At 41.5% G+C, this 8,114-nt stretch carries 6 protein-coding genes and 1 pseudogene; 3 read left to right on the forward strand and 4 right to left on the reverse strand.

All coding sequences use genetic code 11. The features are described from left to right. Positions 1-167: 167 nt before the first annotated feature. Positions 168-770, reverse strand: a complete 603-nt coding sequence (lepB, locus tag LW728_RS20905; protein WP_002801196.1) for a signal peptidase I — start codon at positions 768-770, stop codon at positions 168-170. 367 nt (positions 771-1,137) lie between these two features. On the opposite strand from lepB, the gene LW728_RS20910 reads away from it, so the two are divergent. Continuing rightward, a complete protein-coding gene (locus tag LW728_RS20910) occupies positions 1,138-3,309 on the forward strand; it encodes an EF-hand domain-containing protein (RefSeq protein ID WP_287768055.1) in 2,172 nt (723 codons plus the stop codon). A 330-nt stretch (positions 3,310-3,639) separates the two neighbouring features. Here the strand turns inward: LW728_RS20910 and LW728_RS20915 are convergent, their stop codons facing one another. From LW728_RS20915 to LW728_RS20925, 3 genes are all read right to left on the reverse strand, one after another. Then, positions 3,640-3,789 carry a hypothetical protein gene (locus tag LW728_RS20915; RefSeq protein ID WP_287768056.1) on the reverse strand — a complete coding sequence of 50 codons (150 nt, stop codon included), beginning with the start codon at positions 3,787-3,789 and terminating at the stop codon, positions 3,640-3,642. Between the two features lie 26 nt (positions 3,790-3,815). After that, entirely contained in the window at positions 3,816-4,976 is a 1,161-nt protein-coding gene (locus LW728_RS20920; protein WP_287768058.1) for a DNA-methyltransferase, read from the reverse strand. Positions 4,977-5,060: 84 nt separating this feature from the next. Further along, complete coding sequence (locus LW728_RS20925) at positions 5,061-6,332, reverse strand: dihydroorotase (protein WP_002801191.1); 1,272 nt, start codon at positions 6,330-6,332, stop codon at positions 5,061-5,063. 189 nt (positions 6,333-6,521) lie between these two features. Between LW728_RS20925 and LW728_RS20930 the strand changes: the two genes are divergently transcribed. Beyond that, complete coding sequence (locus LW728_RS20930; protein WP_287669028.1) at positions 6,522-7,790, forward strand: DNA methyltransferase; 1,269 nt, start codon at positions 6,522-6,524, stop codon at positions 7,788-7,790. A 180-nt stretch (positions 7,791-7,970) separates the two neighbouring features. After that, a pseudogene (locus LW728_RS20935) lies at positions 7,971-8,114 on the forward strand (Uma2 family endonuclease); the annotation flags it as partial.

Raw genomic sequence — 8,114 nt, forward strand, 5'->3', positions numbered from 1 at the left:
TTTTCCCTGAAAATTAGGTAATTGACCCCCTCAAAATCGGTAAAACCCCACACCCCACACCCTACACCCTACACCCTGCCCCTAGGAAAAACTTTTTCAGCAGACCCTAAATAGATGGCCAAATCCCCCTAGTTTTAGGGGGAATTTTTATATTTATTTTCTTGACATTAATTCTGATTTGTGGCAGCGTCGGGGTTGTCAAGTCCTCCCAGACGATTAAAGGGCCAAAAACGCACCACGGCGCGACCGATTAAGTTTTCCCGGGGAACGAAGCCCCAAGCGTGGGAATCATAACTATTATTGCGATTATCGCCCAAAACCAGATATTGATCGGGGGGAACTGTCACCGGTCCGTAAGCATAATTAGGTTCTTCGGCGATATACTTTTCCGCTAAAACTTTACCGTTGACGTAAACTAGACCGTTTTTGACTTCCACCTTATCCCCCGGCAGTCCAATCACCCGTTTAATAAAAGCATCCTGAAAATTTTGAGCTTTGAGAGCGGCTGTCGGACTAAAAACCACTATATCACCCCGTTCTGGCTTCTGAAAATGATAGCTAACTTTCTCGATAATGAGGCGATCATTAATCTGGAGAGTGGGTTCCATGGAAGAAGAGGGAATATAACGGGCCTCGGCCACAAAAGTGCGGATACCAAAAGCCAAAATTCCAGCCGTGACAATGGTTTTAACTGCTTCTAGCCAAGGGTTTTCTTGGGGGACGGGAGGAGGAGAGGGTTTTTCGGATTTATGGTTCAAGCTTTCAGCCATAGAATTTTAACTTTTGAGAAGGATTAAGCTAATGCGCTCTTTAATGTTCTAGTTTAGTGATAGTAGCAGCGTAGATAATATTTTAAGACAATTTTCCCAACCAGATCACTGTTAATTTGTCAAGGCCGCATTCTGCTGCTGGAAGGGGAATTTCCTCGGGGGGTAGAAAAAGTAAGATTAGTCCCATTGCTGACGAGATCGAAACTCGTGCTAGTACCATCATGGACGCGAGGGGGCCTGACTTTGTTGCCTGGTGTTATTAGTCCACTGCATTTTCACCCACTGGGATGTTTACAAAAATTCCCGAATGATCGATTGGAAACTTGGATATTAATTTAGCAAAACGACTTGACTCAGATGTATATATATGTTTGCACAAATTCCCGAACGCTCAATGCACTATTTGCGATGGGTTGTGACCATCGCTTGGTTAATTCTGATATTTTCTCTATTTTTTGACCCGATTTCGGCAAAATTAACCGATACTAACAATCTTTCTAGTCCCCTGAGAGTGGATCCCGATCTGTGCATTAAAGTCCAGGGAGTTTGCCTACCCCAATCCTCCTATCAGTTAGGTGCGCCGATTTTTTGGGGAATAGTGGTTCCTAGTGGTGTTTTTATCCTATTAGTATTAGGTCACGAACTCTGGCGGCGTATCTGTCCTTTATCCTTTCTTTCTCAAATACCGCGTGCTTTGGGTAAACAGCGTCAGAAAAAACAGACCGATAAATCGGGAAAAGTCCGCTCTGAAATCTATAAAGTGCCGAAAAACTCTTGGTTAGCTCGGAATTATCTCTATCTACAATTCAGTCTGTTATTTTTGGGTTTATGCGGACGGATTCTCTTTTATAATTCCGATCGCTTATTCTTGGGTAGCTTTTTAACCTTTACTATTCTAGCGGCGATCTTTGTGGGTTATTGGTATGGGGGCAAATCTTGGTGTAACTATTTCTGTCCCATGAGTCCGGTTCAAAGGATTTACGGTGAACCGAGGGGTTTACTAAATAGTACCGCTCACGAAGACAGTCGCGGTGGGATTACTCAATCCATGTGTCGTATTGTCCATGAAGATGGTAGCGAACAAAGTGCCTGTGTTGCCTGTCAGAGTCCCTGTATCGATATCGATGCGGAAAGATCCTATTGGGATGGGATTAATAACAGCGATCGCCAATGGCTTTATTACGGTTATTTTGGCTTAGTTTTTGGCTATTTTATCTATTATTACCTTTATGCTGGCAATTGGGACTATTATTTCTCTGGAGCTTGGGCGCACGACGAAAATCAACTAGAATCCCTCTTTAAACCGGGTTTTTATCTTGCTGGTCAGGCAATTGCGATTCCGAGGTTGGTAGCTGTTCCCTTAACTTTGGCAATCTGCACTTTTTTGGGTTACTTTCTCGGTAAAAAAGTTGAAAATGCCTATAAAGTCTATAGAATCCGTAAAAAGTCGCCTTTAACTACGGAAATTATCCGTCATCGAGTCTTTACTGTCGGAACTTTTCTGATTTTCAATTTCTTCTTTATTTTCGGTGGTCGTCCTTTTATTAATCTTTTGCCAAAATTTTGGCATTATTTCGCTAGTATTTTAGCGGCTGTTTTGAGTAGTTTATGGTTATATCGCACTTGGATAAGGGATCCGAGTCGTTACCAACGGGAAGGACTAGCGGGAAGATTGCGTAAACAGTTGGGTAAACTGGGTCTCGATACGGCTAAATATCTCGATGGGCGATCGCTGGAAACTTTGGACGCAGATGAGGTGTATGTGTTGGCCAAGATACTGCCGGATTTCACCCACCAGAAGTGTTTAAAAGCCTATAAAGCCGTGTTAAAAGAGGCTTTGGAGGAGGGATATACTGACTTCGGCCACAGCCTCGAAATCCTAGAACAAATGCGCTTAGAGTTGACGATTACCGAGGCAGAACATCAGGCAATTCTAACAGAGTTGGGTGTGGAATCGGCCGAACTTCTCGATCCGGACAAGCAGTATAGTCGCGAGGATTGGTTACGTTTGCAGAGTTATCGCGATGCTTTGTTAGAAAGTCTCTTGGTGACTTGGAAAAAAGACCCCGATCGCCGGGTGGGGTCAGAATTGCTGGAAGTGTTAACCGGTAAGAGTTCCAGGGAGGCGATCAAGCATTTATTGACGGAATTGCCGGCCTCGGAAACGGAAACTGTCGAGTCTTTGCGTCGGGAGTACGGAGTTACCGGTCAGGAGGAGGAAACGATTCTCCATCGTCCTTTGGCCCATCAATTATGGCAAAATATCGCCCGTGCTTTTCAGGTCTTCGATCGTCTATCTTTTAGTAGTCAGAGCGATCGTGAGCAACAGGAGGGGATTTTATTGGAAAGATTCCAGCTATTCGATAGTGATGGCTCTGGACAAATTAGCCTTGAGGAGTTAAAAGCTTGTCTTCAGGCGATCGAACCGGGGGTGACAGACAAGGAAATCGAAGCTATGTTACAACAGGCCGATACAAGTCGCGATAATCAGATTAGTTTTCCGGAATTTCGCGACCTACTTCACCAATTCCATAAATAAACTGTCTGCAACTATTGCGTCGGTCATGAATTCCAAGACATTAGGATTCTGATAGCAAATTAAATTGTATTCAGTGCAAATAGAGAATCAAGTTAGCTGTCACCTTGATGGTGGGAGCTTTTTCTTTTTTTAGCCAATACAGTGCTTCTGTTCACCCCTAAAAGGTTACGGTTAATTAGTTGGGCTGAAAGATTAAGTAGCTGGTTATAATTAAATTAAAAATGGATTTTAGGTTCGATCCCCCCTGAGTCCCCCCTTAATAAGGGGTGTGCCGATCCCCCCTGAGTCCCCCCTTAATAAGGGGGGCATCTGATAATTTTTAACGCCTACCTACTTACCTGTGATGATAACATAGGCTTTACTTGTCCCAGCCATTGCCAAGATTTGCCCTCGCATATATTCAGGTTTAATGGGGCTAATTTTCTCTATTTCTAGATAGTCTTTTGGAGTAAAATAAGCGTGACTTTTACTGGCTGTCATGGGGTTTATCTTGCTTGTTGTTAGTGTTATAACGGACAATTAAGCCAAATAATTGAGTCTAAATCAGCCTGATTGCCTTCAGTAATTAGCTTTTGTATCATTTCAATATAATTAAAATTACTCTCGAATAAAACAAAACGTCTATCTAAAGAAGCGGCCGCTAGTCCCACGGTTCCTGAACCAGCAAAGGGATCTAAAACCACATCACCTTTAAAAGAGTAATAGGTAATCACTTTTTCTGCCAATTCTACGGGAAAAGCGGCGGGATGTTTTGAGTTAGTGACTGGGTTAATCTTCCAAACATTAGTGCGTTCATAACCATCGGCAATTTTTGAGGCTTTTACTACTTCTTGATCGGGATGATTGCGAATATGCCAATCGATGAGTAAATCCGTGTGTTTACGATAGACTAAAACGTATTCAGTCACCGGCACGGTTTTGTATTGGAGAGGGTTTCGATCGGCGGCAAATCTGCGCCCTCTACCAGTTGCCCACCCTGCTCCCTCTGGTTTTAGCCAAATAATATCATCAATAAAGTCGTAACCTTCTTCAATAAAAATTCGATGCAAATCAAAGGGAACAGCAATACGTTTAGAAGCTTGATTACGCGAAGCGCGACGCAACAGCACGGGAGAAATATTAATGACAAAAAAACGTCCTTCACTCAAAACTCGATGACATTTTCTGATCACCTGTCGCAGCTTCAATAGATAGCTTTCGTATTCTTCAAATTCTGAATATTCTGGACGAGCATTAAAATAGGGTGGTGAGGTAAAGATTAAATCAACACTTTCTGCTGGCATTTCCTCCAAAAGTTCGCTACAATCACCAAATCCGATGGTATTTCTCAGAGAGGAAAGCTTATATTCTTTTTTAGTTTTCTTGGGGGTTTCTAATTTAGATTCATCCTGTTTTAACAGACGAGCGACAATAATTTCAGTCCGGGTTGTCCTATCGGCTAAAATTTCGGTGGTGTAGGCATCGATCACCACTTCCCCAACGGTTTTTTTCTGTTCATTACATAAAGGAACTCGCCAAATATGATATCTGTCATCCACTTCTGGTAAACCTAATTTAATCGCATTAACTAAATTTATTTCCCGCAACCAATTAAGGACAATTTCTTTAGCTTCTGCCACCGTGCGAAGCAGATAACCGCGCTTGTCCGATACCAGTTCTTTTTCCATGGCATTACTCTAGTTCTCTCTAGAATTCTAGCTGATTATTATCCAAAAAACTAGGAGAGTCTCAAGATAGAAATTGGCCACCCTTTAAAAATTCCACATTTCTAACACTTTTCCCGTAATTGTTTGATTTAACCAGAAAGTATTATGACTGAGGGAGTGAAGATTATTTGCTGTTACTTTCCAGCTTGCTTGGGGATGAAAAAGAATTGCTTCTGCGGGATTACCGGGGTTGAGAGATGCCGGTTTTTGTTGTAAACAATGACAGGGATTGAGACTAAGCGCTTGCCATAATTGTAAAGCTGATAATTGCCCGGTTATTACTAATTTTTCCCAGAGTAGCGGTAAAGCTAATTCTAACCCGATCGCGCCGGGGGGTGCTTCTGCAAAAGAGACGGTTTTTTCTTCGTAGGTATAGGGACGATGATCGATCGCGATTGCGTCGATAATTCCCTCCTTAATTGCCGCAATTAACGCCTTGCGATCGCTTTCGTTGCCCAAGGGTGGAGCGAGGTGTAAACTGGGATGATAGCTGGCGATCGATCCTGTATTTAAGAGGAGATGCAACCACGTCACACTAGCGGTTATCGGCAATCCCCGCATTTTTGCCTCGCGAATTAATTCCACTCCTCGACGGGTAGAAATTCGCATTAGGTGAACAGGTGTATTAATTTCGCCGACGATTTCTAAAATTGTGGCTAAAGCAGTGGTTTCGGAAATAGCAGGATCCCCCGGTAAACCTAGGCGAATCGAGGTTTCTCCCTCACGCATGACTCCATTACCCTTTAATTGCTGATTTATCGGGGAAAGGGCGATATTTTTACCGAAGGGTTTTAGGTATTCCAATAAGCGCCGCAACAGTCCCAAATCTTCCAGACCGCGATTATCGGTAAAACCCACCGCTACAGGCATTAAATCGGCTAATTCCGTCATTTTTTGCCCTTGTCTTCCTAGGGTGAGACTTGCCCAAAAATGCAGACGGGCCGATTTTGAGTCAAAAAACCCTTGACTTTTTTGCTGTAATGTGCTAATGAGTGCGGGGTGATCGAGGGGTGGGAGAGTATTGGGGAGAATTGCCACCCGGGTGCAGCCTCCGGCCGTGGCCGCTTTGAGCAAAGATGCGAGGGTTTCTCGGTCCTCGTGGCCGGGTTCCCCGGAATGACTGTAGAGATCGACTAATCCGGGGGCAAAAATACAGTTTTGACCGGAAATATAGTTACTATTTTCTCTTGGGGGAAGCTGAGATTCGATCGCTTTAATTACCCCCTCCTCAATCCAGACATCGGCAATGCGATCGGTTTGTGTCAGGGGGTCAAGGACTCTAACCTGTTCTATAATTGTCGAGGATTGGCTATTCACGCAGACTAATTAAAACGTCATTTTTTCCTTTGGCAGTATATCACGTTAAGTAAAAAGTAAAAAGTAAAAAGCAAAAAAGCTGAGTTGTCGGTTAGGTTAAGGGACGATAAGTTAGAATATTGATCGACTACGGTTTTAATCTTTATTTTAATTGGCCGATCCACCCTAAGCAGAATTGATAGCCGAATCATGCAGTTAGAACTTTTCGCTTTTAACAATTTAGAAGAATTTGATCGGGGAACCCCGCGATTAGTTTCGTTTCGAGATTTAGTACCAGAAATCACCAGCACCAGTTATCTAACCCATAGCATCTATTATTATCCTGCCAAATTTATTCCCCAAGTGGTGAGATTTTGCCTTGATAATTACAGTAAAAAGGATGATTGGATTATCGATCCTTTTGCCGGTTCAGGTACGGTGGGTTTAGAGGCTAAACTTTGTCAAAGAAATGCGGTTTTAACTGACCTGAATTATCTTTTAAACCATATTATTCCGATTAAGATCACAGAACACCAAGAACCATTGAGTTACTCAGAGTTAGATAAAAAAATCTTAGAAGTTTTTGCCAGCAAGGATAAATTTAACCCTCAGTGGTCAAATTTAAACTATTGGTATCCAGAGGAGATTTTAGCAGTTTTGCAGAAACTTTGGGCAGGTCAAAAAAGTCTAGAACCTGATTTGTATTCCCAGATTATTCAATCGGTTTTAGTGAAAGTTAGTAAACAGTTTTCCTATGCAGAACATACCAAACCTAAATTATTTCAATCGAAATACAAAAAATCAGATATACAGGAACTATTACAAAGAGATTGGCAAGAGGAATTAAAACGAACGATTAAAGATATGAGTTTTGAAACTTTAACCAGCGTTAATCAATATATTACCGTAACTTGGCATAATTATAATCAAGTGCTTTTTTATGGAGGAGTAGATAGTGCCACTTTTGAGATCGAGCAAAATCTAGAGTTAGATTGTTTAATTAGTTCCCCCCCCTATCTGCAAGCACAGGAATATATCAGAACAGCAAAACTAGATTTATATTGGTTAGGATATACAGAAAAAGAAGTACAAAAAATCTCTAAGCTAGAAATTCCCTACCGACAGGCTACCAGATTAATCGAAACTGAAACCCTAAATCAAGTGAGATCGAGTTTAGAGAAAGAGAATTTACATAAAATACTCGATTCCTATTTTTGTCACACTATCAACGCTTTAGAAAATGCCACCAGAAAATTAAAACAAGCTGGCAAAGCTTGCATTTTTGTGGGTAATCCAAAAGTGGATGGAGTGGAAGTAGAAACTTGGCGAATATTAAAGGAATATTTTCAGGAAAATGGCTTTGTTTTTGATACCGTCTTTGAGGATAGAATTAAAACCAGACAGTTATTCAAATCTCGCAAGAATAAAAATCCTGATGGCATGAAATCCGAATATTTACTAATTTTAGAGAAAAGGTAGCTCTAGTTTAGTCAAATCGAATACAAAAAATATCAACAACTTCCCCAAGATAGCACTAATCCGCAAGGTTAAAACATTGATAAATCTACAGTGAAATAGTTAAGGGCTGAGGACTGATTGCTAACTGCTGTAACAAATTTAGTTTATAATTAATTATCAACCTATCTCTGTTGGAAAACCATGACTATCGCTGAAAGCTTACCCCTAGTCGAGTCTCATGTAAACCCTGAGATAATCTTCCCAGAAGGCGAATTTTGGAGTGATGAACCCCCTTTGGAAAGTAACCTACATCTACAACAAATTATTTTATTAATTCAGTGTTTA

Origin of the sequence: Microcystis sp. 49638_E5 (assembly GCF_021300285.1) — a bacterium.
GTDB classification, from domain to species: domain Bacteria; phylum Cyanobacteriota; class Cyanobacteriia; order Cyanobacteriales; family Microcystaceae; genus Microcystis; species Microcystis aeruginosa_C.